We start from the raw sequence: 26,101 nt of genomic DNA on the forward strand, positions 1-26,101 counted from the left end.
CCGCTTGCCATGGCGTTATGAAGTGTGGCTACATAACGCCATGGACGACGCCACGCCCCTGCACGCCTCCCTGGTCCTGCGCCGCGGCCTCGGCGGCCGCGTGGGCGCCGAGCGCGTGGCGCTTCTGGACGCGATCGACGAGACCGGCTCCCTGAGCGCCGCAGCCAAGCGGCTGGGGCTGTCCTACAAGGGGGCGTGGGACGCCGCCCAGGCGCTCAACAACCTGTTCGACGGCCCGCTGATCGAGACGCGGGCCGGCGGCGGCGGCGGGGGCTCGGCGAGCTTGACTGCGCGGGGCCGCGCGGTCGCCACAGGCCTTCGCACCCTGCAGAGGGAACTGGCGACCACGCTCGCCCGCCTCGAGACCGTGGTCGGCGAGGGCGGCGAAACCCAGGACCTGATCTGGAGCCTCGGCATGCGGACCAGCGCGCGCAACGCCTTGAAGGGCGTGGTCGTGGAGGTGACGGACGGGGCGGTGAACGCCGAGGTGGCGCTGGAGGTCGCGCCGGGGGTGCGGATCGTGGCCGTGGCGACCCGGCAAAGCGTCGCCGAACTCGACCTTCGGCCCGGCGTGGCGGCCGTGGCCCTGATCAAGTCGAGCTTCATCACCCTGGCGGTGGGGGAAGGGCTGCGCACTTCCGCGCGGAACCAACTGGCGGGCGTGGTGAGCCGCCGGGAGGACGGGGCGGTGAACAGCGAGGTCACCCTGGAGCTCGCCCACGGCAAGACGCTGACGGCGACGATCACCCGCCAGAGCGCCGAGGCGCTGGACCTGAGGCCGGGCGCCGCGGCCATCGCGCTGATCAAGGCCCCGCACGTCATCCTGGCGGTGGAGTAGGGCGTGGCGGCAGTCCTGCGCTGGTTCGCGGCCCTGGTCCTGGCCTGGGCGCTGAGCGCCCCGCCGGCGTCGGCGCAGACGGTGACGGTGTTCGCGGCCGCCTCCCTGAAAGACGCTCTGGACGACATTGGAAAGGCCTATGAGGTCAGGACCGGCGTGAAGGTGAGGGTGTCCTATGCGGCAACCTCGGCCATCGCCCGGCAGATCGAGCAGGGGGCGCCGGCCGACATCTTCGTCTCGGCCGACTCCGAATGGATGGATTATCTGGCCGACCGCGGGCTGATCGCCCCGGCCAGCCGGCGGGACCTGCTGCGCAATCGCCTTGTACTGATCGCGCCGGCGAATTCGCGCACCCGCTTGCGGATCGCGCCGGGAGCGCCGATCGGACCGGCCCTCGGGCGCGAGCGACTGGCGCTGGCTGCCGCGCAGGTGCCGGCGGGCAAGTACGCGAGGGCCGCCCTGGCCCGCCTGGGCCTGTGGAGGGACGTCCAGGGATGCGTGGTCGACGCCGAGAACGTGCGCACCGCGCTGCAATACGTCGCTCGCGGCGAGGCGCCATTGGGGGTGGTCTACGCCACGGACGCGAAGATCGAGCCGAGAGTGCGCGTCGTCGGCGTCTTTCCGGAAGCGACGCATCCGCCGATCGTCTATCCCGCCGCCCTCACCACCGCCTCCCGCAGCCGCGAGGCAAACCGGTTCCTGGCCTTCATGGCCAGCGCCCAGGCGGCGCGGACGTTCCAGGGCTACGGCTTCACCATCCCGCGCCGTTGAACCGCGAGCCGCACCCCCGGGGAAACAAGCGGCGCCGTTCCGGAACCAACGCGCCCGCCGCCCCTTAGTGCCCTATCGCCGCAGCACGTGCGGCGACGTCGCTCGGGGGACAAGCGATGCGCCAGACTAGAATGACGCGTGGCCGAGCTCCCCCCGGGAACCCGGCGCCGGCGCTTCCCAGGTGGGAGCCGCTGCTCGAGCACCTGCCGGCGGGGGTCCACCTCTACGACCTCGACGGGCGGCTGGTGCGGGCGAACCGCCGCGCCGCGGAGATCGCCGCCGAGGGCCTGGGCGAGGGCGTCCTCGCGGCCGCGCTGAGCGGCGGGGCGGACCTGGGCGGAGAGGAACGCGAGCCGCCGGTGCGGGAGGTTCTGCGCCGCGGAGAGGCCGTGCGTGACCGCGAGGTCTCAGTGACGGGCCGGGACGGGACCCGGGTCCACCTTCTGACCAACGCCGACCTGGTGCTGAACGCCAAGGGGACGGCTGCGGGAGCGGTGGTGTGCTTCCAGAGCATCAACGGCATCCGCCAGGCCCGCACCGATCTGCGCAAGGAGCGGGTTTGGGCGCGCAGGATGTTCGAGACCTCGCCGGTCGCGGTGTACTGGACGGATCCTGAGGGACGCATCCGCTCGTTCAATCCGGCGGCGGAGGTGCTCTGGGGCCGCCGGCCCGCAGCGGACGAGCGGTGGTGCGCCTTCCAGGCGCGCTTCCATCCCGACGGGCGGGCGATGGGACGCGAGGAGTCTCCGCTGGCGGCGGCCGTGCTGCGGGGGCAGGCGGCCGGGGGGCGGGAACTCGCCTATGAGCGGCCGGACGGCCTGAAGGGATCGGTGATCTCCTATCCCACGCCGCTTTATGACGAGGGCGGACGGCTGGTCGGGGCGATCAACATGCTGGTCGACATCACCGAACGCAGGCTGGCCGAAGAGCGCCAGAAGGTGCTGCTGGACGAACTGAACCACCGGGTGAAGAACACCCTGGCGACGGTGCAGTCCCTGGCCGGGCAGAGCTTTCGCGGCGACAGCGATCCGGCCGCCATGGCCGCCGCCTTCGAGGCGCGGTTGCTGGCGCTGAGCAAGGCCCACGACCAGCTGGCGCAACGCCACTGGAACGATGCGGACCTGAAGTCCCTGGCCATGGCCGTCCTGTCGCCCGTCGATGGGGCGCGCCTGACCGTAGACGGCGAGCCGACGCGGATCAGCCCGCGGGCGGCGGTGACCATCGCCATGGGCCTGCACGAACTGGCCGCCAACGCCGAGCGCTTCGGCGCCCTGTCGACGCCGACGGGAAAGCTTCGCGTGGGCTGGGCGACGGACGCGGCCGGGGCGCTGGTGCTGACCTGGCGCGAGAGCGCCGGGCCGGCGGTCTCGCCGCCGCAGCGGCGGGGATTCGGCCGCCGCTTCCTGGAGGCGGCGCTCAGCCGCGAGCTCGGCGGGCGGGCGGACCTGGACTTCGCGCCGGACGGGCTGAGCTGCACGCTGCGCCTTCCGGCGTGGCGGCAGGGCGCGCCCGCGGACGCCTGAGCCCGGCCGGGGTGCGACACCCGCCACCCTGAGGCGCCGGCGGCGAATCGCTGCACGCTGCGGGCGACGTCCGTCGAAGTGCGAGGTCCTTGACCATGCCCGCCTCAATAAGCCTTGAATTCGACCAGATGGCAGGGCACACGGACGGGAGTCTGACAGCGGAGGCTGGGCGGTCAGGCGCTCCAGCAATCGGGGCGCGGGAACCTGCGGCCCGGGCTTCGCGGACCCGCCGTTCCAGCTCGCTTTCCTTCCAGGGCACTAAATGATCTCGTCCCTCTTCGGCGCTATCTCGAACGATATCGCCATCGACCTCGGCACCGCCAACACCCTCATCTACATGAAGGGCAAGGGCATAGTGCTGAACGAGCCGTCGGTGGTGGCGCTGCGCAACGTGGGCGGCCGCAAGGTGGTGCACGCGGTGGGCATCGAGGCCAAGCAGATGCTGGGACGCACCCCGGGGCACATGGAAGCCATCCGCCCGATGCGCGACGGGGTGATCGCCGACTTCGAAGTCGCCGAGGAGATGATCAAGTACTTCATCCGCAAGGTTCACAACCGCAAGGGCTTCGTGAACCCGAAGGTGATTGTCTGCGTGCCGTCGGGCGCGACTGCGGTGGAACGCCGCGCCATCAACGATTCCTGCCTGAACGCCGGCGGACGCCGCGTGGGCCTGATCGACGAGCCGATGGCCGCGGCGATCGGCGCCGGCCTGCCGATCCATGAGCCGACCGGCTCGATGGTTGTGGACATCGGCGGCGGCACCACCGAGGTGGCCGTGCTGTCGCTGTCGGGCATCGTCTATTCGCGTTCGGTCCGCGTCGGCGGCGACAAGATGGACGAGGCGATCATCAGCTACATGCGCCGCAACCATAACCTCCTGATCGGCGAGACCACGGCCGAGCGGATCAAGAAGGAGATCGGCACCGCCCGCGCGCCGGCCGACGGCGAGGGCCTGTCGATCGAGGTCAAGGGCCGCGACCTGATGCAGGGCGTGCCGCGCGAGGTGCGCATCAGCGAGAAGCAGGCCTCCGACGCGCTGTCAGAGCCGGTGGGCCAGATCGTCGACGCGGTGAAGATGGCCCTGGAAGCCACCCCGCCGGAACTGGCGTCGGACATCGCCGACAAGGGCATCATGCTGACGGGCGGCGGCGCGCTGCTGCGCGGGCTGGACGCCGAGATCCGCGACCACACCGGCCTGCCGGTGACGGTGGCGGACGATCCGCTGTCCTGCGTGGCGCTCGGGTGCGGCAAGGTGCTCGAACATCCGAAGTGGATGAAGGGCGTGCTGGAGTCCACTCTAGCCTGAGGCGAGCGAATCGCGCCGGCCCTCGCAGGGCGGCGGCTTCGACAGCCCCTGGAGACGACCCTTAAGTGCCCCTGCGGGACAACCAGTTCGGTGATCTGAAGGTCCCTCTGACCTGGACGGCCGGCATCGCCCTGGTGGTGGCGGCCGTGGCGGCTGCGGCCTTCCTGCTGAGCGACCGCCGCGAGCGCTTCCAGTCGGAGGCCTACGGCGTGACACGCCGCGTGACCGACGCGGTGGCGACGCCTGTCGGCGGGGTGCTCTCGGCGCCCGGGCGCTGGGTGGGCGTGGGGGCAAAGACGGTGGGGGGGTATTTCTTCGCCGTCTCGGAGAACCGCCGCCTGAAGGCGGAGCTGGCCGAGATGCGCCAGTGGAAGGACGTGGCGATCGCGCTGCGCGACACCAACGAACGCTACAAGACCATACTGGGCCTGAAGACCGATCCGCCGGTGCCGATGGCCACGGCCCGGGTGGTCACCGACGCGCGCGGGCCCTTCGCCAACACGCGGCTGGCCAACGCCGGGTCCGAACGGGGCGTGCGCGAAGGCAATCCGGTGATGAGCGAGAACGGCATCGTCGGCCGGGTGATCGGGGTGACCAAGGGCGCGAGCCGGATCCTGCTGCTGACCGACATCGCCTCGCGGGTCCCGGTGATGGTCGACCGCACCAACGCCCGGGCGATCCTGACCGGGGACGGCGGACCCAACCCCAAGCTCGAATACCTGCGCGGCAAGGACCCGGTGCGCGAGGGCGACCGCATCCTCACCTCCGGCGACGGCGGCCTGATGCCGCGAGGCCTGCCGGTGGGCGTGGCAGTGAAGGGCCTGGACGGGGAGTGGCGCGTGGTGCTGGCCTCCGACGCCGCCCCCATCGACTTCGTGCGGATCCTGCTGTTCGAAGACTTCGCCCAACTGGTCGACGCCCAGGAACTGGACCGGATGACCCCGCCGCCGGCGGCGACCCCGCCCGAGGCGAGCATGCAGGTTCCCGCCCCGTCGGCGACGAGGCCCGCCGCGACGCCGCAGCCGGCCGCGCCGGCCTCCGCGCAGTCCGCGCCCAGGACGCCGGCGACGGCCCAGACCACACCCCCGGCCCAACGCAGTACGGCGCCGCCGTCGGCGTCGCGGCCGACCAGTGCGGCCCCCCCCGCGACCCCGCCGCCCAACCGGACCGTCCCCGCGCCGGCGGCGAGGCCGAGTGAGACGCCGCCGGCCGCCGCAGGGCCGCCCACGCCATGAGCTATTCGGCCGCCCAACCGCTGACGCCCTGGCGCTGGCTCGGCGTGCCGCTGCTGCAATGTCTGGCGGTGACGGTGTTGCTGGCCGTCCCGATGCGGCTGTTCGGCCTGCGCCTGCCCGAGCCGGTGCTGCCGATGATCCTGGCCTTCGCCTGGGCCGTCATCCGGCCCTCGATCATCGCGCCTGCGGCGATCCTGTTCATGGGCCTGTTCCTGGACGTCTTCTGGGGCGGCTCGCTGGGCCTGTGGGCGCTGGCGTTGCTGGTGGCCTACGGCGTGGTGCTGGCGAGCCGCAACATGATGGCCGGGCAGAGCCGGCCGATGATGTGGGCCTGGTATGCGGCGACGTGCACCATCGCCATGGGCGCGGCCTATCTGCTCAGCATGGTGGACGCCAGGCAGGCGCCGAACCTGGTGAGCGTGGGCTGGCAACTGCTCGCCACAATTCTACTTTATCCGTTCGCGGACCGGCTCATCGACCGCTTCGAGGACGCCGACGTGAGATTCCGCTAGGGGGCTGCGGGGATGGCCGAGCCGTCCATCTTCTTTTCCGAAGTCAACGAGCGGCAGGGCGTCTTCCACCGCCGCTCGGTGCTGATGGGCGGGCTGGCCGGCGCCGGCATCGCCGCCCTTGGCGGCCGGCTGGCGCACCTGCAGCTGGTGGAAGCCCAGCGGTACCAGAAGCTGTCGGCCTCCAACCAGTTCAACTACAAGCTGGTTCCGCCGCCCCGCGGGCTGATCACCGACCGCAACGGAGCCGTCCTGGCCTCGAACCGGCCGAACTTCCGGCTGCTGGTCACTCGGGACAAGACGACCGACGCTCCGGCGATGCTGAAGACGCTGGCGAACTACGTGCCGCTGGACGACGAGCGGCAGAAGCGGCTGCTGCGCGAGATCGAGCGCACGCCGCGCCGGGTGCCCGTCTCGGTGATGGAGGACATGAGCTGGGAGCAGTTCAGCGCCGTCAACGTGCGCACGCCCGAACTGCCTGGCGTGACGGCCGACATGGGGGAGGTGCGCGTCTATCCGCATGGCGGGGCGTTCGCCCACGTGATCGGCTACGTGGCCAAGGTCAATCGGGAGGACCTGACCGAAACCGGCCCCAACTCGGACCCGATCCTACTGCACCCCGGCTTCCGGATCGGCCGCCAGGGGGTGGAGAAGGCCTTCGACCTGTCGCTGCGGGGCAAGCCCGGGGCGAAGAAGGTGGAGGTGGACGCCAACGGGCGCGAGGTGCGCCAGGACCCGGAAGGGGACATTCCGGCGACGGCGGGCAAGGAAATCCAGCTCACCCTGGACGTCGACATCCAGAACCGCGCCCTGGAGGTGTTCGGCGAGGAGAGCGGCGCGGCGGTGATGATCGACTGCCGCACCGGCGATCTTCTGTGCATGACCTCGGCGCCGAGCTTCGACGCCAACCGCTTCGTGCGGGGGCTGACCGGGGCGGAGTACCGCGCCCTCGCCAACTATGAGCGCAAGCCCCTGCTGGACAAGGCCATGTCGGGCCTCTACCCGCCGGGCTCGACCTTCAAGACCATGACCGCCCTGGCCGCCCTGGAGGCGGGGATCAATCCGGAGGAGACCGTCTTCTGCGGCGGCGGCATGTACTTCGGCGGCCGCTACTTCCACTGCCACAAGCGCGGCGGACATGGCGTGCAGAACCTGCACGAGGCGATCAAGAATTCCTGCGACGTCTGGTTCTATTCGATGTCGAACCGCATCGGGCCGGACCGCATCGCCAAGGTGGCCAAGGCGTTCGGCCTGGGCCAGACCTTCGACATCGGCATCTCGGGCCAGAAGGCCGGGATCGTGCCGTCGACCGACTGGAAGAAGCGCTACTACAAGAGCAATCCCGCCCAGCAGAAGTGGTTTCCCGGCGAGAGCCTCAGCTACGCCATCGGCCAGGGCTATCTGACGGTCAACGCCCTGCAGCTGGCGGTGATGACGGCCCGCCTGGCCAACGGGCGCAAGGCGCTCAATCCGCGTCTGATCAAGGCGATCGGCGGCAAGGAGATGCCGGCCGGCTCGGCGGTCCCCGACCTGCCGTTTCCGCCGGAGAACATCGAGCGGGTCCGAGCCGGCATGGCCGCGGTGACGGAAGCCGGCGGCACGGCCTATCGCGCCAGCCAGCTCGGCCTGGGCGACGTGCTGATGGCCGGCAAGACCGGCACGGCCCAGGTGCGCTCCTATTCCAGCGGCAGTCCCCGCGGCAAGGGCGGGCCCTGGCGCTATCGCGACCACGGCCTGTTCGTGGCCTTCGCCCCGGTCGACGACCCGCGCTACGCCATTTCGGTGATCGTCCAGCACGGCATGGGCGGATCGACCGCTGCTGCGCCCCGGGCGCGCGAGATCATGCGGGTGGCCCTGCTCAAGGACCCTGAAATCCGGGTTCGGGTGGAAAAGCCGCTGCCGATGCCGGAGGTCGCCCCCGAGGAGGACCTGATCGGCGCCGCGCCCGAGGACCCCACCGTCGCGCCGCCGGCCGCCGAGCCTTCGCCCACCGGAACCGAAACATGACCGTCAGCGCCCTTACGCGACCCGGCGAGCGCGACCGGCTGATCGTCAAGATCAGCGAGTTCGACTGGACCTTCGGGCTGTTGCTGGCCCTGATCGCCGGCGCCGGAGCGCTGATGATGTTCTCGGTCGCCGGCAGCTCCTGGGAGCCGTGGGCGGCCAAGCACCTGATCCGCTTCGGCCTGTGCTTTGTGCTGATGGTCGCGCTGGCGATGATCGACCTGCGGGTCTGGTTCGCCCTGGCCTATCCGATCTACGGCGTGGGCCTCCTGCTTCTGGTGGCGGTGGAGGCGGTGGGCGACGTGCGCATGGGCGCGCAGCGCTGGCTGGACCTGGGGGTGATCAGCTTCCAGCCGTCCGAGATCATGAAGATCGGCATCGTCCTGGCCCTGGCGCGCTTCTACCACGGCATGTCGGCCGATAGCGCACGGATGAGCTGGTGGCTGCTGGTTCCCGCCGCGATGATCGGGGCGCCGGTGCTCCTGGTGGCTCACCAGCCCGACCTCGGCACGGCGATGCTGATCGCCCTGACCGGCGGGGCGATCATGGTGCTGGCGGGCCTGTCCTGGCGGATCATCGGCGCGATCATCGGCTCGGTGCTGGTGGCCATCCCGCCGATGGTGATGTTCGTGATGCACGACTACCAGCGCAAGCGGGTCATGACCTTCCTGGATCCGGAGAGCGATCCGTCAGGCTCGGGCTACCACATCCTTCAGTCGAAGATCGCCCTCGGCTCGGGCGGGCTCCTGGGCAAGGGCTACGGCCTGGGGTCGCAGAGCCAGCTCAATTTCCTGCCCGAGAAGCACACCGACTTCATCTTCGCCACCCTGGCCGAGGAGTTCGGCTTCGTAGGCTGCGTATCGGTGCTGATCCTCTATGCGGCGGTGATCTTCATGGCGCTGCGCACGGCCTACATCTCCCACAGCCATTTCGGGCGGCTGGCGGCGGCGGGCTCTACGGCGACCTTCGCCTTCTACGTGCTGATCAACGGGGCCATGGTGATGGGCCTGGCCCCGGTGGTGGGGGTGCCGATGCCGCTGCTCTCCTACGGCGGCACCGTCATGCTGACGGTCATGATCGGCTTCGGCATGGTGCAGTCGGTGCGCGTGCACCGCTATTCGGAAGTGAGCAGCGGCAAGGGCAGCCTGCTGTAGGCGCCCCGCGCCGCCCGCCGGTCAGCGCTTCAGCGCCTGGTCCGTCGACCGCACCAGGGCGTCGACGATGCCCGGCTCGGTGGAGGCGTGGCCGGCGTCCCAGATCACCTCGAACCGGGCCTCCGGCCAGGCGGTCTTCAGATTCCAGGCCGCCTCCATCGGCGTGACCACGTCGAACCGGCCCTGGACGATCCAGCCCGGGATGTCGCGGATCCTGTGGACGTTCTTCAGGATCCAGCCTTCTTCCGGGAAGAAGCCGTGGTTGACGAAGAAGTGGCATTCGATCCGCGCGAAGGCGATGGCGAAATCCACCTCGTTGAACTTGGAGGGGCGGGCTTCGGGGCCGCGGATCGAGATGGTGTCCCCTTCCCACTGGCTCCAGGCCGCCGCGGCCTCCGCCTGGATGCGGCGGTCCGAATGGGTGAGGCGCTTGTGATAGGCGCCGATCATGTCGCCGCGCTCGGCGGGCGGGATCGGGGCGGCGAACTTCTGCCAGGCGTCGGGAAACAGGAACGACGCGCCGTCCTGGTAGAACCACCTGAGCTCCCGCTCGGTGAGCAGGAAGACCCCCCGCAGGACGAGGCCCTCGACCCGCTCGGGGTGGGTGATGGCGTAGGCCAGCGCCAGGGTCGATCCCCAGGAGCCGCCGAACACGGTCCACTTCTCGATTCCGAGGTGCTCGCGCAGGCGCTCGATGTCCTCGATCAGGGTCCAGGTGGTGTTGTGCTCGAGGGAGGCGTTGGGGCGCGAACGCCCGCACCCGCGCTGGTCGAAAAGGGCCATGCGCCACTTCGCCGGATCGAAGAAGCGCCGCATGGTCGGGTTGATCGCCCCGCCCGGGCCTCCGTGCAGGATCACGCAGGGCTTGCCGTCGGGCCGCCCGCATTCCTCGTAGAAGACCTCGTGGCCGTCGCGGGGCGGCAGCCAGCCATAGGCGAAGGGCTCGTTCTCGGCGAAGAGCCCGCGCCGGTTGGACGTCGAGGCGAAGGCTGGGGGCGGCGTGGCGCGTTCCATGCGGCTGTTCTACTTCGGAAACCTGCGGCCCATCCAGTCGAGGATGAGGCGATTGACCTCTTCGGGCTTCTCCTGCTGCGTCCAGTGGCCCGAGCCCTTCACCAGCGCCTTCTCCAGGTCGCCGATCACGTCCTCCATCCCCTCGGCCATGGCCGGGCTCAGCACGGCGTCGTTCTCGGCCATGATCATCAGGCAGGGCAGGCCGTCGATCCGCGTGGGCAGGTCGGCGGAGCGTTCCCAGTTGCGGGTGAAGTTCCGGTACCAGTTGATCCCGCCGGTGAAGCCTGTGCGCTCGAAGGTGTCGACGAAGACCTTCAGCTCCTCGGGCGACAGAAGCTGGTGGGCGGCGTCGGACTTGTCCCAGGCCTTCAGCGCCGGCCCGAAGGCGAAGGTGGGGCGCTCCTGCCCGGGCGGCGGGGCGGCGACGGTCGCGCCGGGGCGGCGCATGAAGAAGCGCATCGTCTTATCGACGTCCTCAGCGAGAGCGGCGTCGGCCTCGCCCGGCTTCTGGAACCAGACGATGTACATCTCCTCGCCAAAGGCGGCGCGCATGCCGGCGATCGGATCGATGGGCGCACGGCGCAGGAAGGGCGTGTTGAGGCCGATAACGCCGGCGCAGCGGTCCGGATGCATCAGGGGCATCTGCCAGACGATCAGCCCGCCCCAGTCGTGGCCGCAGAAGATGGCCTTCTCCACGCCCAGGTGGTCGAGCAGCCCGACGAGGTCGCCGGTCAGGTGCTCCATGTCGTAGTCGGCGACCGCCTGCGGACGCGAAGTTCCGCCGTAGCCCCGCTGGTCGGGGGCGATCGCCCAGCGGCCGGCGGCCTCGAAGGCGGCGAGCTGGTGGCGCCAGGAATAGGCGATCTCCGGAAAGCCGTGACAGAACACGACCGGCACGCCCTCCCGCGGTCCGACCTCGTAGTAGGCCATCTCGATTCCGTTGACCTTGGCGGACCGGACCGGCGGCATCTGAGGGGACGGATTGGACATGCAGGCGTTTCCTGACTTCTGACGAGCGTTGCGCGCACGGTGGCGAGGGCGAAGCCCCGGCGCAAGGGTTTCAAGCTTCGCCTTTGCGTGAGCGCGGCTAGAAGGGAACGATGACGATCGATCAAGGCGAGTCGCGGGCGCAGGCCACCCCCTGGGGCTTGGTGATCCTGTTGGGGGCGTTGACGGCGTTCGCGCCGATGTCGATCGACATGTACCTGCCGAGCCTGCCGACGATCGGCGAGGCCCTTTCGGCGAGCTCCGGACAGACCCAGGCGACGGTGTCGGCCTTCCTCGCCGGCATGGCGATCGGCCAGCTCATCTACGGCCCCGCCTCCGACCGCTTCGGGCGCCGCGGCCCGATCCTGGTCGGCGTGGTCGTCTATGTGGCGGCCTCGGCGGCCTGCGCCCTGGCGACGTCGCCGGAGATGCTGATCGGGGCGCGTTTCGTCCAGGCCCTGGGCGGATGCGCCGGGGCGGTCGTCGCCCGCGCAGTCGTCCGCGACCGCTTCGACCATGTGGAGACGGCGCGGATGCTGTCGCTGCTGATGCTGGTGATGGGGCTGGCCCCGGTGCTGGCGCCGCTGGCCGGCGGGGCTGTGCTGGCGCTGGCGGGCTGGCGGGCGATCTTCTGGATCCTGGCGGTGTTCGGCGTATGCGTCGGCGTCGCCTCGGCCCTGCGTCTCACCGAATCCCGATCGGAGGAGACGGCGCGCCAGGCGCGTTCGGAGACCCCCCTGCGGTCCTATCTGGCGCTTCTGCAGCGCCGGCGGCTGGTGGGGTACGCCTTGGCGGGGGCGTTCAACGGGGCGACGCTCTTCACCTATATCTCGGCCTCGCCGGAGCTGCTGATCGGCGCCTACGGGATTTCGCCAGGCCAGTTCGGCTGGGTGTTCGGGCTGAACGCGGCCGGGCTGATCGCGGCGGGCCAGGTCAACCGCATGATCCTGCGCTGGACGACGCCGGACCGGGTCCTCTCGCGGGCCAGCGTGATCGCCGTGGGCCTGGGCGGAGTGCTGGCCCTGGCCGCCGTCTCCGGCCTTGGCGGTCCGGGGACGATCCTGCCGCTGCTGTTCGCGCTCCTGGCGACCTACGGCTTCATGCAAGGCAACGCCACCGCGGGCGCGCTCAGCGTCGATCCGTTGCGCGCGGGCTCGACCTCGGCGCTGATGGGGGCGGTCTCCTTCGCCATGGGGGCGGCGGCCTCCAGCCTGTCTGGCCTGCTGCACGACGGCACCGCCCGGCCGATGGCGCTGATCATGTTCGCGGCGATGGCGGGGTCGGCGCTGGCGCTGAGGTTCCTGGCGCTGGCGCCCGAGCCGCCTGCCGCTCAGCCCTGATCGAGCTGGAAGGCGGCCCAGGCCAGCACCACCCAGCCGGCCAGGAAGAGCAGGCCGCCGATCGGCGTGATCGCGCCGAACCAGCGGGGCGCGCCGAGCGCCATGGCGTAGAGGCTGCCGGCGAAGACCAGCACCCCCGGAAGGAACAGGGCCGGCGCCAGGCGGGCCCGCTCGGCGCCGGCGGCGACGAGGGCCAGGCTCGCGAAGCACGCCAGCACGTGGACCATGGCGTAGAGCGCGCCGGTGCGCAGCCACTCCTTGGCCTGCGGGTCCTGCACCCCGTGCGCCCCGAAGGCGCCGCCGGCCACGCCGAGAAAGCCGCCGAGGGCGGCCAGGATCATCCAGATGCGCATGGGCTTGGTTCGACCTAGTTCCAGAGCGCCGGGCGGCGGTCCTTCCAGGGGGCTTCCTTCTCGAGCTGGGCGGCGAGGCGGAAGAGGGTGGCTTCGTCGGCGTAGCGGCCGGTGAACATCATGCCGATCGGCAGGCCTGCGCTGTCCTGCTCCAGAGGCAGCGACAGGGACGGCTGGCCGGAGAAGTTGAACGGCGGGGTGAAGGGGAAGACCTCGGCCTGCCGGCGGTTGACCTCCCGGGGCTCCAGGGCGACCGGATCGATGTAGCCGACCTTGGGCGTCGGCGCGCCGGTGACGGGGCAGAGATAGACCTCGATGTCCTCGAAGGCGGCGAGGGTGCGGCGGTTGAGCATGCGCAGCTCCTGCAGGCTGCGCAGGGCCTCGGCCCCGGTGACGCGGCGGCCGCCCTTGAGCGAGGCCCAGGTCAGGGGCTCCAGCTCGTCCTCCTCCGGCTCGCGGCCGATGACCTCGATCAGGCGGGCCATGCCGGCGGCGAAATTGGCGCCGCTGAGCGCGGCGCGGGCGGTGTAGAGGGCGCGATAGTCGATGCCGAGCCCGCGCTCGATCACCTCGTGCCCGAGGCCCTTCAAGAGGGCGGCGGTGCGTTCAAGCGCCGCCTGAACCTCGGGGTGGATCGGCTTGCCGCTAGGCGTCTCGGCGGACCAGGCGATGCGCAGGCGGCCGGGGGAGGCCTCGATCTCCTGCGCGTAGGGCCGCGCCTTGGGCGGCGCGGGGTAGGGGGCGCCCGGCTCCGGATAGCCGCTGGCGTCCAGCATGGCGGCGCTGTCGCGCACAGTGCGGCTGACCACGTGGTCGACGACGAAGCCGGCGGCGTAGTCGAAGCCGTCGGGCAGGTTCGGGTTGCGGTCGCGGGTGACCTTCATGCCGACGAGGCCGCAGAGCGCTGCGGGAATGCGGATCGAGCCCAGGCCGTCGCTGGCGTGGGCCAGGGGGACCATGCCGGCGGCGACCGCCGAAGCCGAGCCGCCCGAGGAGCCGCCGGAGATGTGCTCGGGATTCCAGGGATTGCGGCATGGCCCCAGGAGGGCGCTCTCGGTCGTGCCGGTGATGCCGTACTCGGGTGTGTTGGTCTTGCCGAGGGGGATCACGCCGGCGGCGCGGTAGCGGGCGGTGAGGCCGCCGTCGTCTTGGTCGATGATGCCGCGGGCGAACCGGCTGCCGGAGGTGCGGGGCCAGCCGGCGACCGGCATCCCCAGATCCTTGATGAGGAAGGGCACGCCGGTGAACGGCCCCTCGGGCAGGGCGCCGCGGGCGGCGGCGCGGGCCTCGTCGTAGGCCTTGTAGACCACCGCGTTGAGCGCGCCGTTGTGGCGTTCGATGCGCTCGATGGCCGCTTCGACCAGTTCCGCCGGCGACACCTGGCCGGACTTCACAAGGGCGGCCAGGCCCAGGCCGTCGTAGTCGGCGAATTCGGGAAAGCTCATGAACTCCTCACCTGGAAGCGGCGGCTGTCAGGAACGCCATCTTGTCGACGGCGCCGAGGCCGGGGGCCTCGCGGCGAAGGTCGGCGAAGGCGGCCTCGGCCGCATCGAGCAGGCCGTCGATGTCGGCCTCGGTCATCGCCGCGCAGAGGAACATGTTGTGCCAGGGGTGCACGTAGACGCCGCGGGCGAGCATCTGGCTGGACCAGAAGAAGCCCTTGCGTAGGTCGGGGTCGTCGTCGAACAGGAAGAGCGGTATTTGCACCGGACCGCTCTGGCGAAAGCCGAAGCCGGCGGCGGCGGCCCGTTCGGCCAGGCCCGCGCGCAGGCGCTCGCCGAGGGCGGCCAGACGCTCCAGATAGTCGGTCTCCCGGACGAGCCGCAGGGTCTCCAGCGCCGCGGCCATGGGGGCCGCCTGATACCAGAACGAGCCGGTGACGTAGATCGAGGCCGCGCCCTTGCGGGCGCTGTCGGAGCCGAGAAGCGCCGAGATCGCGTGGCCGTTGGCCAGGCACTTGCCCCAGGTCGACAGGTCCGGCCGCACCCCCACCAGCGACCAGCTGCAGTCGCGCGACAGGCGCAGGCCCGCACGCACCTCGTCGACCACCAGCATGGCGCCGCGCGCGTCGCAGAGTTCGCGGGCGCGGCGGGCGTAGGCCGGATCGGGCGCGGCCTGATCGACGAAGGCGTCGTGCTTGAACGGCGCGGCGAAGACGGCGGCGAGGTCGTCGCCGGCCTGGGCGACCGCAGCCTCGAGGCTCGCGACGTCGTTATAGTCGCAGAAGATCTGATGGGCGCGGTCGGTGTCCAGCACCCCGGCGCCCCGCGGCGTGCACCAGGGGGCCGCGCCGTGGTAGGCGCCCTTGGCGCGCACGATGGTCTTGCGCCGGGTCTGCGCCCGGGCGGCGACCAGGGCCATGGAGGTGGCGTCCGTGCCGTTCTTGCAGAACATCGCCCAGTCGGCGTGGGAGACCTGGGCGACCAGGGCCTCGGCCAGGGCGACCATCAGTTCGGTGGGGCCGGTGAGGGTGTCGCCGAGGCCGAGCTGGCGGACGTAGGCCGCGTCGATCTCCGGATGGGCGTAGCCGAAGAGATTGGGCCCATAGGCGCACATCATGTCCAGGTAGCTGCGGCCGTCCACGTCCCACAGGCGCGCGCCCTCGCCCCGGGCGAAGAACTGGGGATAGTCGTCGGGCAGAAGGCCCGTGGCCTGGTGGCCGTACATGCCGCCGGGGATGACGGCCTCGGCGCGGGCGCGAAGCGCGCGGTCTCGGCTGTCGGCGATGGGCATGGCGACCTCCCTGGCGGACCTGAGGCGACCTTAACCCGCCGGGGCCGGCCCGCAACCGCAAGCCGCCCGAGACGATCAGAAGATCATGCGCAGGGTTTCGACCAGGGCCCCGAAGAAGGCGAGGATCGCCACCACGATCGCCCGCGACAGAACGGCGAGCACCAGCACGCTGAGGATCGCCGCGACCCAGCCGACGAGCGCAGCCACGCCGTCGCGCTCGGCGGCGCCGATGGCGAAGGCGGCGATGGCGAAGGACGGCAGCATGTTGCCGAAGGGGATCGGCAGGAACACCACGAGCGACAGGACGAAGCAGACCGCCCCCAGGAGCCGGTCGCCCACACGGTTGTACATGAAGGTCAGGCGCGGCCTCAGGCGCCGCTCAAGCCGCTTCAGGTAGGGCGTCATCTTGGCGGTCACGGCGCGGAAGTCGCTCATGCTCATGGTCCGCTCGAGCAGGACCTTGGGCAGCCACAGGGTGCGCCGGCCCAGCATCCATTGGGCGGTGACGAACATCAGGGGCGCCCCGAGGATCGCGGAGACCCCGGGCGGCATCGGCAGCACCAGGGGGCCGGCGAAGACGAAGATCAGCGCTCCGAAGGCGCGGTCGCCGAAGGCGTCCAGGATGTCGCCGATCGAGACCTTGCGCGCCTTCCGCTCGGCGACGAGTTCAAGGATGTCGGAAACGCTGGCGGCCTGGGACTGGTGAGACATGGCCCCAGGCGCTAGCACGAGGGCGGCGAGGGGCGAAGGGGCGGGACGGAAGAAACGCCGCGCCTGGAGCCAGTTGTCCGGCGCCTGCGGCGCGCGCAGGCTGGAACGCACGATTCGCTCCTTCGCGGACCCAAATGCCCCAGCCGCTCCGCCTCGGCCTGATGTACGCCGCAATGTTCATCGGCACGGGCGCGAGTTCCCCCTACATGCCGGTATGGTTCGCCGACCAGGGCCTGAGCGGGGCGCAGATCGGCCTGATCCTGGCGGCGCCGATGCTGGCGCGGGCGGTGACCGCGCCGGCCCTGGCCATGTGGGCCGACAGCTTCAATCTGCGACGGACCCCCCTGATGCTGCTGGGCGTGGCCTCGACCCTGGCGGTCGCGCTGCTGGCCGCGCCGTTCGGGTTCCTCTGGTGGTTCGGCGTCTGGTTCTTCGCCTCCTCGCTGCTGTCGACCATGTCGCCGCTGGTGGACGTGATCGTGCTGCGGCGGGCGCGGCTGGACGGCTTCAACTACGGCTGGCCGCGGGGGATCGGCTCCGCCGCCTTCATCGTCGCCAACGTCGGATGCGGGGCGCTGATCGTGCGGTTCTCGCCGGACCTTGTGCTGGTCTGGACGGTGCTCGCAGCCGGACTGGCGGCCGTGGCGGCGCGGTTCCTTCTGCCGCCGGATCCGGTGCACGAGACCAGCGGCCCGGGGCGGCTTTCCGAACGCATGGCTGGGCTGGGCGGGTTGCTGACGGACCGGGGCTTCCTGCTGGCGGTGGGATCGGTGGGGCTGATCCAGTCGGCCCACGTCTTCTACTACGGCTTTTCCGCGCTGGTCTGGAAACAGCAGGGCGTCTCGGAGACCCTGACAGGCGTGCTCTGGGGCGTAGGCGTCGCCGTGGAGATCGGCTTCATGTGGTTCATGGAGCCGTGGCGGCGCGCCGTGGGGCCCAGGCGCCTGCTGGTGCTGGGCGGGGCCGCGGCGGTGGTGCGCTGGACCGCCCTGGCGTTCTCCCCGCCGCTCTGGGCGCTGTTTCCGCTGCAGGCGCTGCACACCCTGTCGTTCGCCGCGACCTTCCTGGCGTCGCTGCAACTGGTGGAGCGGCTATCCACGCCGGCGAACGCCTCGGCGGCGCAGTCGATCAACTCGGCGCTGTCGGGCGGCCTGCTCAGCGGACTGGCGATCATCGCCTCGGGCTGGATCTACGACCGTGGCGGCGCGCAGGGCTATCTGCTGATGTCGCTGATCGCCGCGATCGGCCTGATCGGCGCACTCAGGCTGTACGGCGTCCAGCGGCTGGACCCGTGAGCGGCGCAGCCAGGTCGTCGGCGAAGGCGGCGACACAGGCGCGCACGGCCCGGTCGATGTCGGCGAGGGTGAAGGCCGCCTCCGCAGCGCACTCCCGAGCCTGGGGCACGTGCAGGAACCCGGCGGCCGGGATGGACGCCTCGGCCAGAAGCCTGAAGAGGGTGAAGTTGCACAGGTAGTCGCCGGCGTCGTCGGAGGCGACGACGGGCAGGCCGGTCTCGGCGACGGCGGCGAGCATGGACCGCCAGGGCGCCGTGGCCGGCAGGGCCGCTGGCCCGCCGGGGGCGATCAGCGCGGCTGGCCAGAGATCGCCCGCATGGTCGGGGCGGGTCGGATCGGCGTGGTTGCGGCCCAGGGTCTCCACGCGGAAGGCCTCGGCCTCGACCGCAACGCCGACCACGAGGACGCCTTCAAAGCGTTCCCTGGCGGCCCGGACGAGGATCGCCTCGACGGATCCGCGCCAGGCGACCGGAAGGGTCAGATAGGCGACGTCGGCGCCCGCCGGCGACCAGGCGTCCCGGCCGAGCGCCTCGACCACAGCGGCGGACGGATTGCGCGGCGCTTCGGGAAATGAATCGAAGCCGCAGACGAGGAGGCGCGGGACGGACATGCGCCGACTATAGGCCGGCAGGGGCGGAAATCGACAGGACCTTCCCCGGCGACAGGCTTGCGACGGCGGCCCCCGCCGCGACTATGGGACCAAACATTGAGGAGGATCGCCATGCGCGCGCTGCAAGTCGCCGAGCCCTGGGGCGTCGACAGGCTGGAAGTGGTGGAGGTGGAGGCGCCGACGCCGGGACATGGCGAGGTGCTGGTGCGGATGCGCGCGCTGTCGCTGAACTACCGCGACCTGCTGATGGTGGGCGGGATGTACAGCCGCGGATCCGCCACGGCCGGGACGGTGACGCCGTTCTCCGACGGCTGCGGGATCGTCGAGGCGGTGGGGCCCGGGGTGACGCGGGTGAAGCCGGGGGATCGGGTCTCGACCCTGTTCTTCCAGAACTGGAACGCCGGACCTGCGCGTCTGGAGAACCTGATGTCGTCGCTGGGTCACCCGATTCCCGGCGCGGGGCGGGAGCTGGCGACCTTCAGCCAGGAGGGGGTCTCGAAGGTTCCCGACTTTCTGACCGACCACGAGGTGGCGACCCTGCCGTGCGCGGCGCTGACGGCCTGGCGCGGGCTTTTCGAAGACGCCCGGCTGGAGCCCGGCGACACGGTGGTGCTGCAGGGCACGGGCGGGGTGTCGATCTTCGGCCTGCAGTTCGCCAAGGCGGCGGGCTATCGGACGGTGATCACCTCGTCGTCCGACGAGAAGCTCAGGCGCGCCAAAGCCTTGGGGGCGGATCATGTCGTGAACTACAAGACGACGCCCGACTGGGCCAAGGCCGTGCGGGAAGCGACCGGCGGGGTCGGCGCGGACTTCGTCATGGAGGTCGGCGGCGCCGGCACCATCCAGCAGAGCTTGAGAGCTGTGCGCATCGGCGGGCATATCGCGATCATCGGCGTAGTGGCGGGCGCCGCCGAGGGCTTCAACCCGGCGGTGCTGATCGGCAACAACGCGCGGCTGCAGGGGCTGTCGGTCGGCTCGCGGGCGATGTTCGAGGCCATGTGCAAGGCGATGGAGCTGCACCAGATCCGGCCGGTGGTCGACAAGGTGTTCCCCTGGACCGAGGCGCGGGCGGCCTTCCAGGCGATGCAGGGCGGCGAACATTTCGGCAAGATCGTGCTGGCGTTCTGAGGCGACCCGTCCGCCCACACGCGTCGGCGATCCGGGGGAGATCCGAGTTCGCTTTTTGTTCTTTACAATCCAGGGTTGGCGTGAGAGACTGCTCTTCGAGTTGTCGGGGCGTCGGCGAATTCGAGGTTGCGCATGCAGGAGCCAGGTTGCGCCTCGCGCGGCGGGAGTTCGCTTGCGGCCGACTAGATCTGGAGATGAGAGCGAAATGGCGAGAATGCCGACGGGGCAGCCGCGGAGCGTGCCGGATGTCGAAGGGGAGCTCTACGACCAGCGGATGAGCGAGCTTCGAGCGAAGCGGGAAGCCGAAGACGGATTCGGCCCGCAGCTGGAGCTTGCCCGGGACGCATGGCGCAACTTTCAGGATGGGCCGGATATCCCGCGTCCGACGACGGCGCAGTCCTTCATCCCCGTCATCGGTCCGGCTTGGGAAGCGGCTGCGGACCTTCAGGATGGCGACTACGCCGGTGCGGCGTTCAACGGCGCTATGGCCGTGGCCGACGCACTGCCGATCGGCGTGGCGGCGAAGGGCGTGAAGGCCGCGTCCAAGGGCATCGGCATTCTCAAGACGGGCTCCGTGACGGCCAATGCGGCCTCCAAGACGCTGCGCCGGCGCGGATTGGCCGGCAAGGGGCAGGAGATCCATCACACCATTCCGCTGAAGGGGACCGGGCGCACCGTTCAGGATCCGCGAAACCACTACGCCCTGCTCAAGGTCATGCCCAAGGAGCAGCATCGCCGGCTGACCGGCAGTTGGGCCGGAAAGCCAAGGTATGATCCGGTTCGGCGTGTCTGGTACGGCACCACTGATTGGATGAAGGCAGTCCCGGCCGGACTGGCGGGCTACGGCGCAGACAGCGTGCAGAATGTCTCAGCCAGACCCACGCCGCCGGGCGCGCGGCGTTGACTTCGCCCGGTGCGGGCGCGTGTGAGGAAGGGGAGCTCTCATGAAGACGTCAGAGGTGGACTTTCGCTTTCCGGTGATCGGCTTCACGACGGATGAGGACATCTGGGGGTGGCCGGACCTGGACACGCTGACAAAGTGCGGCTCGATGACCCTTAAGGACCGCATGCAGGATGGCATGGAGCTCATTGACGCCGACGGCCGGCGTTGGAGGGTGCTTTCGGTGACGCGGACCGGTCGGGCCGGCCCTCTGCTATCGCTGGCGAGGCTTCTCGGGGCGCCGCCTCAGTCCCGGATCGAGCATGAGCTGGAGGCGCTTGAACCCGTCTCCCTGAAGGAGGTCCAGGCGCGTGCCCGCGCGTCGATCAAGGCGCATCCGGAGTTCTGGAGCGAAGGCGAAGAGGGCCGCGATGCCGAGCTTCGCAACCGGCTCGCCGATGTCGATGGCGTGACGACGATTGGAAGCCTGCTTGAGACCCTGGGACTGGACACCTTCGAGAGCTACTGACGCCGCCTGGCCTCAGATCGTGTATTCGAGCTCGCCTTCCAGCCAGGCGACGATCCGCTCGGCCGCCTCGGCGGGCGACAGGGCCGTCGTGTCGATCCGGATTTCCGGGAACTCCGGGGCCTCGTAGGGGCTGTCGATGCCGGTGAAGTTCTTCAACTGGCCGGCGCGGGCCTTCTTGTAGAGCCCCTTGACGTCTCGCGCCTCGGCGACCTCCAGCGGCGTGTCGACGAAGACCTCGACGAAGTCGCCCTCGGCCATCAGGTCGCGAGCCATGCGGCGCTCGGCCCGGAACGGGGAGATGAAGGAGACGAGCACGATCAGGCCCGCATCCACCATCAGCTTGGCGACCTCGGCCACGCGACGGATGTTCTCGACCCGGTCCTCATCGGTGAAGCCGAGATCCTTGTTGAGCCCGTGGCGGACGTTGTCGCCGTCGAGCAGGTAGGTGTGCCGCCCGTTCGCGTGCAGGCGCTTTTCCACCAGGTTGGCGATGGTCGACTTGCCCGAGCCGGACAGGCCGGTCAGCCACACCACGCGGCCGCGCTGGGCCTTGAGGGCGGCGCGGGAGGTCTTGTCGACGTCCAGCGCCTGCCAGTGGATGTTCTGCGACCGCCGCAGGGCGAAGTGCAGCATCCCCGCGCCGACCGTGCGGTTGGACATCCGGTCGATCAGGATGAAGCCGCCGAGGTCCTTGTTCTCGGCGTAGGGGTCGAAGGCGATCGGCGCGTCGAGCGAGAGGTTGCAGACGCCGATCTCGTTGAGCTCGAGGCGCTTGGCCGCGAGACGTTCGAGGGTGTTCACGTTCACCTTGCACTTGGGCTCGGTGATGCTGGCGCCGACGGTGCGGGCGCCGATCTTGATGAGGTAGGGCCGGCCCGGAAGCATGGCCTCCTCGTCCATCCACACCAGGGTGGCCTCGAACTGGTCGGCGACCTCGGGCGGCGCCTTGGCCGAGGCGATCACATCGCCCCGGGAGATGTCGATCTCGTCGGCCAGGGTGATCGTCACCGACTGTCCGGCGACGGCGATGGGCAGGTCCCCTGTCATGGTGACGATCCGCGTCACCGTGCTTTCGCGGCCCGAGGGCAGGGCCTTGATCCGGTCGCCGGGGCGGACCGTTCCCGAGGCGATCAGGCCGGAAAAGCCGCGGAAGTCGAGGTTGGGGCGGTTGACCCACTGGACCGGCATGCGCAGCGGCTTGCCCTGCAGGTCGTCCTCGACCTCGACCGCCTCCAGATGCGGCAGCAGCGCGGGGCCTGCGTACCAGGGCGCGGCGTCGCTGCGGGTGGTGATGTTGTCGCCCTTGAGGGCCGACATCGGAATGGCGGTGAAGTCGTTGAGGCCGATCTGGGCGGCGAAGTCGCGGTATTCCTGGAGGATCGCGTCGAAGACGTCCTTCGACCAGCCGACGAGATCCATCTTGTTGATCGCCAGCACCACGTGGCGGATGCCGAGCAGGCTGACCAGATAGGAGTGCCGCCGCGTCTGGGTGAGCACGCCCTTGCGCGCGTCGATCAGGATGACCGCGGCGTCGGCGGTCGAGGCGCCGGTGACCATGTTGCGCGTGTACTGCTCGTGGCCGGGCGTGTCGGCGACGATGAATTTGCGCCTGTCGGTGGAGAAGAAGCGGTAGGCGACGTCGATGGTGATGCCCTGCTCGCGCTCGGCGGCGAGTCCGTCGACGAGGAGGGCGAAGTCGATCTCGCCGCCCTGGGTGCCGACCTTGCGGGAATCCGCCTCGAGGGCCGCGAGCTGGTCCTCGAAGATCATCTTGGAATCGTAGAGGAGGCGGCCGATCAGGGTCGACTTGCCGTCGTCCACCGAGCCGCAGGTCAGGAAGCGCAGCAGCGACTTGTGCTGGTGGGCCTCGAGGTAGGCGTCGATGTCCTCGGCGATGAGCGCTGACTGGTGGGCCATCAGAAGTAGCCCTCCTGCTTCTTCTTCTCCATGGACGCGGCCTGGTCGTGGTCGATGACCCGGCCCTGGCGCTCGGACGTGGTGGTGAGCAGCATCTCCTGGATGATCTGCGGCAGAGTGGCGGCCGTCGATTCCACGGCGCCGGTCAGCGGGTAGCAGCCGAGCGTGCGGAAGCGCACCGAGCGCATCTGCGGGGTCTCGCCGGGCTTCAGCGGGAAGCGGTCGTCGTCGACCATGATCAGCGCGCCGTCGCGCTCGACCACCGGCCGCTCGGCGGAGAAGTAGAGCGGCACGATGGGGATGTTCTCCAGGTGGACGTATTGCCAGATGTCCAGCTCGGTCCAGTTGGAGATCGGGAACACGCGAATGCTCTCGCCCTTGTTCTTGCGGGCGTTGTAGAGCCGCCAGAGCTCCGGGCGCTGGTTCTTGGGGTCCCAGCGGTGCTGGGCCGAGCGGAACGAGAAGATGCGCTCCTTGGCGCGTGACTTCTCCTCGTCGCGGCGGGCGCCGCCGAAGGCCGCGTCGAAGCCGTACTTGTCGAGCGCCTGCTTCAGGCCCTCGGTCTTCCACATGTCGGTGTGCAGGGCGCTGCCGTGGTCGAACGGATTGACGCCGCGGGCCAGGGCCTCGGGGTTCTGGTGGACGATGAGCTCGAAGCCGAGCGCCTTGGCCATGCGCTCGCGCATCTCGTACATCGCCCGGAACTTCCAGGTGGTGTCGACGTGCAGCAGCGGAAACGGCGGCCGCGACGGATAGAAGGCCTTGGCCGCCAGGTGCAGCATGACCGCCGAGTCCTTGCCGATGGAATAGAGCATCACGGGACGCTCGGCCTCGGCGACGACCTCCCGCATGATGTGGATGCTCTCGGCCTCCAGGCGCTGCAGGTGCGTCAGCGTCTGCGGGGTGATCAAGGGCGTGGCGGCCATGGGCCTCAGATCAGGCGCGGCGACGGCGCTCATGCGGGCAACCTTGCACATAGTGTTCAGGCCGCCGCCACAGGTTCGCAGCGTGCGGCAGGGCCCCTTCGCCGTCGATCTAGGTGACGGGACCAAGTCCAGCAATAGGACGGTTTCTTGTGGCCGGCGTTAGAAATTCTGCCGCACCTGCCCGGAACCGTACGTGCAGAACGCGGCCGAATTCCGCCGGACGGCCGACGAGAATGTCCGAAAACCGCGAGACAGGTGGCGGCGGAGGGACGATCCTGGCGCGCATGGATATGGACCACGAGGCCTGCTACCGCGCGGTCGTCACCCGCGATCCGCGGTTCGACGGCAAGATCTTCGGCGGGGTGAAGACCACCGGGATCTATTGCCGGCCGATCTGCCCGGCGCGAACGCCCAAGCGCGAGAACATGACCTTCTATCCTTCGGCCGCCGCCGCGCAGGAGGCGGGCTTTCGCCCATGCCTGCGCTGCCGTCCGGAGACCTCGCCGGACCTCGGCTCGTGGCGCGGCACGTCGAACACGGTGTCCCGGGCGCTGGGCCTGATCGAGGCGGGCGCGCTGGATGCGGGGGACGTCGAGGCGCTGGCGGAACGGCTGGGCGTGGGCGAACGCCAGTTGCGCCGCCTGTTCAAGCAGCACCTGGGCGCCTCGCCGGTGGCGGTGGCGCAGACGCGGCGGGTGCTCTTGGCCAAGCAACTGATCCACGAGACCCGACTGCCGATGAGCGAGGTGGCCCTGGCCGCCGGCTTCGGCAGCGTTCGGCGGTTCAATGAGACCTTCCAGCAGTTGTTCGATCGCCCGCCGGCGGCGCTGCGCCGGTCCGGATCGCGGGAGGGCGCGGCGGGCGAAGGCGGCGCCGTGACGCTGAAGCTCGGCTACCGGGCGCCCTACGACTGGGAGAGCATGACCCGCTTCCTGGCCCTGCGCGCCATCCCCGGCGTCGAGACGGTGTCGGCCCGGCGTTATGCGCGCACCCTGAAGGTTGGCGGCGAGCAGGGGGTGGTGATCGTCGAGCCTGGCGACGGCGACTTCCTGAAGGCGACCATCCGGTTCGCCCGGCTGTCGGCCCTGCCGACGGTGATCGCCCGGGTGCGGCGGGTGTTCGACCTGACCGCCGATCCCGAGGCGATCGCCGCGCACCTGATGGAGGATCCGGCGCTGGCGCCGCTGGTCGCGGCGCGTCCGGGACTGCGGGCGGCCGGCGCGTGGGACGGGTTCGAACTGGCGGTGCGGGCGGTGCTGGGCCAGCAGATCACAGTGGTCGCCGCCCGGGGGCTGGCGGGGCGGATGACGGCGGCGTATGGCGAGCCGCTGGGGGCGGGCGTCGCCGCTGTGGAAGGCCTGACGCACCTGTTCCCGACTCCAGAGCGGCTGGCGAGCGCCGACATCGCCGCCCTCGGCATGCCGCGCTCGCGGGCGCGGACCTTGACGGCCCTCGCCGAGGCGGCGGTGCGTGATCCGGCGCTGTTCGCGCCCCGGCGCAGCCTGGAGGAGGCGGTGGCGCGCCTGCGGGACCTGCCGGGGATCGGCGAGTGGACGGCGCAGTACATCGCCATGCGCGAGCTGCGCGAGCCCGACGCCTTTCCGCACGGGGACATCGGGCTGATGCGCGCCATGGCCGACCCGCAGGGACGAAGGCCCACCCCAGGCGAGCTGCTGGCGCGGGCCGAGCGGTGGCGTCCGTGGCGCGCCTATGCGGCCCTGCATCTGTGGGCCGCGGATACGGCCGGCGCCGCCAAGCCAAGCCGGGAGAAGGGCCATGCCGCCGAGGCCGCCTGAGAATCTGCGCCTCGAGGCGCTGGCCACGCCGATCGGCCGGGCGCTGGTCGTCACCGATGCCGACGGGGTGCTCTGCGCCGTCGACTGGGAGGACTATGAGGCGCGGATGCGCCTGCTCATGGCCCGCCATCACCCCGGCGCCGAGATCTCGCCGGGCCGCGCGCCTGCGGCGGTGCGCGAGGCGTTCGAGGCCTATTTCGCCGGCGCGACCGGGGCGCTGGCGCCGCTGGTCTGGCGGACCAACGGAACGCCCTTCCAGAAGGCGGTGTGGGCGGCCCTGTGCGACATCCCGGCCGGCGTCACGCTCAGCTACGCCGGTCTGGCCGCGCGCATCGGCAAGCCCGCCGCCGTGCGGGCGGTGGGACTGGCGAACGGGGCGAACCCGGTGGGCGTGGTGGTGCCCTGTCACCGGGTGGTGGGGGCGAACGGGACATTGACGGGCTACGGCGGGGGGCTGCACCGCAAGCGCTGGCTCCTTGCGCACGAGGGTGCAGGGCGGTTCGAGCGCTAGGCCGCGCTCGCCTTCCTAGGCCGGCGCGGGT

The 26,101-nt window shown here is 70.5% G+C and carries 24 protein-coding genes; 15 read left to right on the forward strand and 9 right to left on the reverse strand.

Annotated elements, in window-relative coordinates:
- The first annotated feature begins 22 nt into the window (after nucleotides 1–22).
- The 8 genes from ACK4YQ_RS08015 to rodA all read left to right on the forward strand — a co-directional run bounded on the left by ACK4YQ_RS08015 (nucleotide 23) and on the right by rodA (nucleotide 9,340).
- Nucleotides 23–838, forward strand: coding sequence for a TOBE domain-containing protein (locus tag ACK4YQ_RS08015; RefSeq protein WP_409610116.1), 816 nt, complete (start codon nucleotides 23–25; stop codon nucleotides 836–838).
- 3 nt (nucleotides 839–841) lie between these two features.
- A complete protein-coding gene (modA, locus tag ACK4YQ_RS08020; RefSeq protein WP_409610118.1) occupies nucleotides 842–1,609 on the forward strand; it encodes a molybdate ABC transporter substrate-binding protein in 768 nt (255 codons plus the stop codon).
- A 116-nt stretch (nucleotides 1,610–1,725) separates the two neighbouring features.
- Nucleotides 1,726–3,132, forward strand: a complete 1,407-nt coding sequence (locus ACK4YQ_RS08025) for a sensor histidine kinase (RefSeq protein ID WP_409610120.1) — start codon at nucleotides 1,726–1,728, stop codon at nucleotides 3,130–3,132.
- A 262-nt stretch (nucleotides 3,133–3,394) separates the two neighbouring features.
- Nucleotides 3,395–4,438 carry a rod shape-determining protein gene (locus tag ACK4YQ_RS08030; protein WP_012522835.1) on the forward strand — a complete coding sequence of 348 codons (1,044 nt, stop codon included), beginning with the start codon at nucleotides 3,395–3,397 and terminating at the stop codon, nucleotides 4,436–4,438.
- 65 nt (nucleotides 4,439–4,503) lie between these two features.
- Nucleotides 4,504–5,673 (forward strand): rod shape-determining protein MreC, encoded by a 1,170-nt coding sequence (mreC, locus tag ACK4YQ_RS08035; RefSeq protein ID WP_409610123.1) that lies wholly within the window; start codon nucleotides 4,504–4,506, stop codon nucleotides 5,671–5,673.
- Complete coding sequence (locus ACK4YQ_RS08040; RefSeq protein WP_409610125.1) at nucleotides 5,670–6,185, forward strand: hypothetical protein; 516 nt, start codon at nucleotides 5,670–5,672, stop codon at nucleotides 6,183–6,185. The genes mreC and ACK4YQ_RS08040 overlap by 4 nt, the downstream gene beginning before the upstream one ends.
- A 12-nt stretch (nucleotides 6,186–6,197) precedes the next feature.
- Complete coding sequence (gene mrdA / locus ACK4YQ_RS08045; protein ID WP_409610127.1) at nucleotides 6,198–8,189, forward strand: penicillin-binding protein 2; 1,992 nt, start codon at nucleotides 6,198–6,200, stop codon at nucleotides 8,187–8,189.
- A complete protein-coding gene (gene rodA / locus ACK4YQ_RS08050) occupies nucleotides 8,186–9,340 on the forward strand; it encodes a rod shape-determining protein RodA (protein ID WP_409610129.1) in 1,155 nt (384 codons plus the stop codon). The genes mrdA and rodA overlap by 4 nt, the downstream gene beginning before the upstream one ends.
- 21 nt (nucleotides 9,341–9,361) lie before the next feature.
- Here the strand turns inward: rodA and pip are convergent, their stop codons facing one another.
- A complete protein-coding gene (gene pip / locus ACK4YQ_RS08055) occupies nucleotides 9,362–10,354 on the reverse strand; it encodes a prolyl aminopeptidase (RefSeq protein WP_409610131.1) in 993 nt (330 codons plus the stop codon).
- Nucleotides 10,355–10,363: 9 nt separating this feature from the next.
- Nucleotides 10,364–11,344: an alpha/beta fold hydrolase gene (locus ACK4YQ_RS08060; protein WP_409610133.1), complete on the reverse strand. Its 981-nt coding sequence runs from the start codon at nucleotides 11,342–11,344 to the stop codon at nucleotides 10,364–10,366.
- A 110-nt stretch (nucleotides 11,345–11,454) separates the two neighbouring features.
- Here ACK4YQ_RS08060 and ACK4YQ_RS08065 point away from each other — a divergent pair, with 110 nt between their 5' ends.
- The gene (locus ACK4YQ_RS08065; protein WP_409610135.1) at nucleotides 11,455–12,681 is read left to right on the forward strand and encodes a multidrug effflux MFS transporter; all 1,227 of its coding nucleotides are present in this window, start codon (nucleotides 11,455–11,457) and stop codon (nucleotides 12,679–12,681) included.
- On the opposite strand, the gene ACK4YQ_RS08070 is transcribed toward ACK4YQ_RS08065, so the two are convergent.
- The 4 genes from ACK4YQ_RS08070 to ACK4YQ_RS08085 form a co-directional block, all read right to left on the reverse strand.
- The gene (locus ACK4YQ_RS08070) at nucleotides 12,672–13,034 is read right to left on the reverse strand and encodes a DUF423 domain-containing protein (protein WP_409610137.1); all 363 of its coding nucleotides are present in this window, start codon (nucleotides 13,032–13,034) and stop codon (nucleotides 12,672–12,674) included. The genes ACK4YQ_RS08065 and ACK4YQ_RS08070 overlap by 10 nt on opposite strands.
- A 14-nt stretch (nucleotides 13,035–13,048) precedes the next feature.
- Nucleotides 13,049–14,479, reverse strand: coding sequence for an amidase (locus ACK4YQ_RS08075; RefSeq protein WP_409610139.1), 1,431 nt, complete (start codon nucleotides 14,477–14,479; stop codon nucleotides 13,049–13,051).
- Nucleotides 14,480–14,486: 7 nt separating this feature from the next.
- Nucleotides 14,487–15,767, reverse strand: coding sequence for an aminotransferase class III-fold pyridoxal phosphate-dependent enzyme (locus ACK4YQ_RS08080; RefSeq protein ID WP_409610141.1), 1,281 nt, complete (start codon nucleotides 15,765–15,767; stop codon nucleotides 14,487–14,489).
- Between the two features lie 75 nt (nucleotides 15,768–15,842).
- Nucleotides 15,843–16,589: an exopolysaccharide biosynthesis protein gene (locus tag ACK4YQ_RS08085; RefSeq protein ID WP_409610143.1), complete on the reverse strand. Its 747-nt coding sequence runs from the start codon at nucleotides 16,587–16,589 to the stop codon at nucleotides 15,843–15,845.
- Between the two features lie 23 nt (nucleotides 16,590–16,612).
- On the opposite strand from ACK4YQ_RS08085, the gene ACK4YQ_RS08090 reads away from it, so the two are divergent.
- Nucleotides 16,613–17,773, forward strand: a complete 1,161-nt coding sequence (locus ACK4YQ_RS08090; RefSeq protein ID WP_409610145.1) for an MFS transporter — start codon at nucleotides 16,613–16,615, stop codon at nucleotides 17,771–17,773.
- On the opposite strand, the gene ACK4YQ_RS08095 is transcribed toward ACK4YQ_RS08090, so the two are convergent.
- On the reverse strand, nucleotides 17,739–18,383 hold the full coding sequence (locus tag ACK4YQ_RS08095; RefSeq protein ID WP_409610147.1) for a hypothetical protein: 645 nt from the start codon (nucleotides 18,381–18,383) through the stop codon (nucleotides 17,739–17,741). The genes ACK4YQ_RS08090 and ACK4YQ_RS08095 overlap by 35 nt on opposite strands.
- A 111-nt stretch (nucleotides 18,384–18,494) precedes the next feature.
- Between ACK4YQ_RS08095 and ACK4YQ_RS08100 the strand changes: the two genes are divergently transcribed.
- The 3 genes from ACK4YQ_RS08100 to ACK4YQ_RS08110 all read left to right on the forward strand — a co-directional run bounded on the left by ACK4YQ_RS08100 (nucleotide 18,495) and on the right by ACK4YQ_RS08110 (nucleotide 20,920).
- A complete protein-coding gene (locus ACK4YQ_RS08100) occupies nucleotides 18,495–19,511 on the forward strand; it encodes a zinc-dependent alcohol dehydrogenase family protein (RefSeq protein WP_409610149.1) in 1,017 nt (338 codons plus the stop codon).
- Nucleotides 19,512–19,716: 205 nt separating this feature from the next.
- The gene (locus ACK4YQ_RS08105) at nucleotides 19,717–20,415 is read left to right on the forward strand and encodes a hypothetical protein (protein WP_409610151.1); all 699 of its coding nucleotides are present in this window, start codon (nucleotides 19,717–19,719) and stop codon (nucleotides 20,413–20,415) included.
- Between the two features lie 40 nt (nucleotides 20,416–20,455).
- Nucleotides 20,456–20,920 (forward strand): hypothetical protein, encoded by a 465-nt coding sequence (locus ACK4YQ_RS08110; protein WP_409610153.1) that lies wholly within the window; start codon nucleotides 20,456–20,458, stop codon nucleotides 20,918–20,920.
- Between the two features lie 12 nt (nucleotides 20,921–20,932).
- On the opposite strand, the gene cysN is transcribed toward ACK4YQ_RS08110, so the two are convergent.
- Nucleotides 20,933–22,837, reverse strand: coding sequence for a sulfate adenylyltransferase subunit CysN (gene cysN / locus ACK4YQ_RS08115; RefSeq protein WP_409610155.1), 1,905 nt, complete (start codon nucleotides 22,835–22,837; stop codon nucleotides 20,933–20,935).
- A complete protein-coding gene (gene cysD / locus ACK4YQ_RS08120) occupies nucleotides 22,837–23,796 on the reverse strand; it encodes a sulfate adenylyltransferase subunit CysD (RefSeq protein ID WP_409610157.1) in 960 nt (319 codons plus the stop codon). The genes cysN and cysD overlap by 1 nt, the downstream gene beginning before the upstream one ends.
- A gap of 251 nt (nucleotides 23,797–24,047) precedes the next feature.
- Between cysD and ACK4YQ_RS08125 the strand changes: the two genes are divergently transcribed.
- On the forward strand, nucleotides 24,048–25,559 hold the full coding sequence (locus ACK4YQ_RS08125) for an AlkA N-terminal domain-containing protein (protein WP_409610159.1): 1,512 nt from the start codon (nucleotides 24,048–24,050) through the stop codon (nucleotides 25,557–25,559).
- Nucleotides 25,540–26,070 (forward strand): methylated-DNA--[protein]-cysteine S-methyltransferase, encoded by a 531-nt coding sequence (locus tag ACK4YQ_RS08130; RefSeq protein ID WP_409610161.1) that lies wholly within the window; start codon nucleotides 25,540–25,542, stop codon nucleotides 26,068–26,070. Before ACK4YQ_RS08125 ends, ACK4YQ_RS08130 begins: the two co-directional genes overlap by 20 nt.
- Nucleotides 26,071–26,101 lie beyond the last annotated feature (31 nt).

It is taken from the genome of Phenylobacterium sp. (genome assembly GCF_046291545.1).
Taxonomy (GTDB): domain Bacteria; phylum Pseudomonadota; class Alphaproteobacteria; order Caulobacterales; family Caulobacteraceae; genus Phenylobacterium.